Annotated in this window: 2 protein-coding genes and 2 pseudogenes; 2 read left to right on the top strand and 2 right to left on the bottom strand. The window is 63.8% G+C overall.

Features of this window, described 5'->3' with window-relative positions; genetic code table 11:
• The coding region (locus tag VKI00_RS28590) for a DUF5709 domain-containing protein (protein ID WP_324444230.1) at positions 1-141 on the top strand (141 nt) is incomplete at its 5' end.
• A gap of 164 nt (positions 142-305) precedes the next feature.
• Here VKI00_RS28590 and VKI00_RS28595 read toward each other — a convergent pair.
• Positions 306-437: pseudogene (locus VKI00_RS28595) on the bottom strand (NAD-dependent epimerase); the annotation flags it as partial.
• Between the two features lie 491 nt (positions 438-928).
• Here VKI00_RS28595 and VKI00_RS28600 point away from each other — a divergent pair.
• On the top strand, positions 929-1210 hold the full coding sequence (locus tag VKI00_RS28600; RefSeq protein ID WP_324444228.1) for a DUF1876 domain-containing protein: 282 nt from the start codon (positions 929-931) through the stop codon (positions 1208-1210).
• A 152-nt stretch (positions 1211-1362) separates the two neighbouring features.
• Here the strand turns inward: VKI00_RS28600 and VKI00_RS28605 are convergent.
• Positions 1363-2659, bottom strand: a pseudogene (locus VKI00_RS28605) (phosphoribosyltransferase family protein); the annotation flags it as partial.

The following is a 2659-nucleotide window of genomic DNA, read 5'->3' on the forward strand; positions in this document are numbered from 1 at the left end:
CGAGCGGGTCGACTTGTCGCTCCGGACAGAGGGTTTGGCGAAGACACGGAGGCAGAGCTGGTGGCCGAGGACGTCGGTATCAGCGGGGGAGCAGCGTCTGCCGAAGAGGCCGCTATTCACATCATCGACGATGGCGACTAGGTCTGCTCGCGCCCCGTTCGGACGTGAGCGATGACTTTCGGCCTCGATCGGAAGAAGGCGAACGGCGGACCCGTCGGTTTGAGGCGATAGTTGGCCCTGACGCAGAGAAGTGTCCTGAACCGCATGAGGTAATGCGACACTCGATGCATTGGCACAGTCACCGTGGTCGACAAATCGACGACAATGTCTGCCCACTTGATGTCCACCCCGATCACGGTGTGGTCGGCGTCGCAGAGCTTCTGCGCGACCTTGTGCCCTATGCCTGATGCCGATCCAGTCACTGCGTAGACGCCCATTAGCACATCTCGCATCTGGCGCGGTGTTCCTGCTTGAATCTCATCCGGGCGTATCCCATATGTGGTGTAGCCCCATGGTGTTTCGAGCGTGTCCGGTTCCTCGAAAAGGTGCGTCGCGCCCCGGGACCACCATGAGTTCACACTGCTGGTCAGCGCATCCTCCATCCGTTGCAACATCCCGCTGGGTCCGGCCCCGGCACCGGCAGGCGTCCTCACCTGCCTGCGCGGGGGGCAACCGGATCGCGCTCACCGTTGACGTTGCCCGCACGATGAAGTCATTTCAGCCGAATCAGGTCGTGCTCATGCACGCCAACCTGCCCGCCATTACACCTGACGAACCTGGGCTCGCGGTACAGCAGACGAACGACCTCGCGACTCGGGACTTCCGCCCCTACTCCGCGCCTGTCCGGTGATGGTCGCATCTAAAGCGTCGGCAAAACACAACTATCGGCTCGTCCGGGCAAATCAGCTGACAAGACAAGGAGGCTCAGATGGCGGGCAACGATGACGGCACCAAGACTTGCCAAATCGACGTGCTGATCGAAGGGCATGAAAAGCGCACCCGGGCAAAGGCGCGCCTGTCCTGGGCAGACAAGAAGTTCGTCGGTGTTGGTTTCGCGCGACTCGATCCGGCCGACGAGCCGGTGGCCCAGATCGGCGACGAACTTGCGATCGCCCGGGCGTTGTCCCATTTGGCGAATCAGCTGTTCGCTTTGACATCAACCGATATTCAAGCCAGCACTCACGAGCCGGTCACGGGTCTGCACGACTGAACAAGGCCCGCGCAAGGATGTGCGACGGTGTACCGCGGCCACGATGACCTTTGGCCCTACGGCGACGATTTGCGAGAGCGTAGCAACGAATCATGAGACAGAGACCCGATTCACCAGCTGTTCTCGACGTCGAGGTAACGACGCATGGGCAGCTAGATCTCGCGCGCCAGCACCGCCACTTGCTCGAGCGTGCCCGGTTCCTGGAAAAGGTGGGTGGCGCCGGGGACCACGGCAACCTCGCACTCGACAGGGATCGCCGCTTGTGCCTGCCGGTTGAGCTTAAGGGCCATCTCGTCGCGTCCACCCACTATCAACAGGGTCGGAGCGTGCACGTCGCTCAGTGCTTCGCGCGCGAGATCAGGCTGCCCGCCGCGGGATACCACCGCCGCTACTTTGACACCGGGATGTGCGGCCGCAGCCAGGGCCGCGCCCGCACCGGTGCTGGCACCGAAGTAACCGACCGGCAATGACGCGGTGTCGGGTTGGCCGGCCAGCCAACCCGTGACATCGACCAATCGGCGGGCGAGCAATGCGATGTCGAAGACGTTGGCGCGGTTGCGTTCTTCATCGGGTGTCAGCAGGTCTAAAAGCACAGTGGCGAACCCGGCGTTGTTGAGGACCTCGGCGACATATCGATTGCGCGGGCTGTGTCTGCTGCTCGGGCTGTGTCTGCTGCTTCCGCTGCCATGCGCGAACACGACGACCCCCGTCGCGTGCTCGGGAATGGTCAAATGCCCAGCCACCGAGACCTGCCCAGCAGTCACCCGGATTTCCTCGTCACGCAGCGGCGGATCGTCGGCGCCGGCGCTGGCGACTGCACGAAAACCGCTGCGGGCGCGCTTGAGGAGCGCGACCACCTCGTCGTCTGAGGTCTGCCCGAAGTTGCGGTAACCCTGACCAACGGCGAAATACGGCACCGGCGTTTCCAGGCACACCACCTCGTCCGCGTACTCGGCAAACTGTTTGGCGGTGTCGCCGGCCCCGATGGGAATCGCCAACACCACCCTGCTGGCCCCCTCGGCTCGGGCCACCTGGCAGGCAGCCTGCGCGGTCGCTCCGGTCGCGATGCCGTCGTCGATGATCACCGCCGTTCGCCCCTTCAGCGAACTCCGGGCATGGTCAGCGCGGAAGCGTTCGGACCGGCGTAGCAGCTCGGCTCGCTCCTTGCGTTCGACCGCAGTCATTTCCTCGTCGCTGAGGTGAGCCTCTCGCACGACGGAATGATTGATTACCCGCACACCGCCTTCGCCGATGGCGCCGAAGGCTAACTCCGGGTGAAGGGGCACCCCCAGCTTGCGTACCAGCAGCACATCGAGGGGGCTCCCAGCGCCTTAGCGACCTCGAAGGCCACCGGGACCCCGCCTCGCGGCAGACCGAGCACCACCACATCTTGATCGCGCAAAAAGTCCATGCGCGAAGCCAATTGCCGTCCGGCATCGGCACGATCAT

Source organism: Mycobacterium sp. (genome assembly GCF_035314665.1).
Classification (GTDB): Bacteria; Actinomycetota; Actinomycetes; order Mycobacteriales; family Mycobacteriaceae; genus Mycobacterium.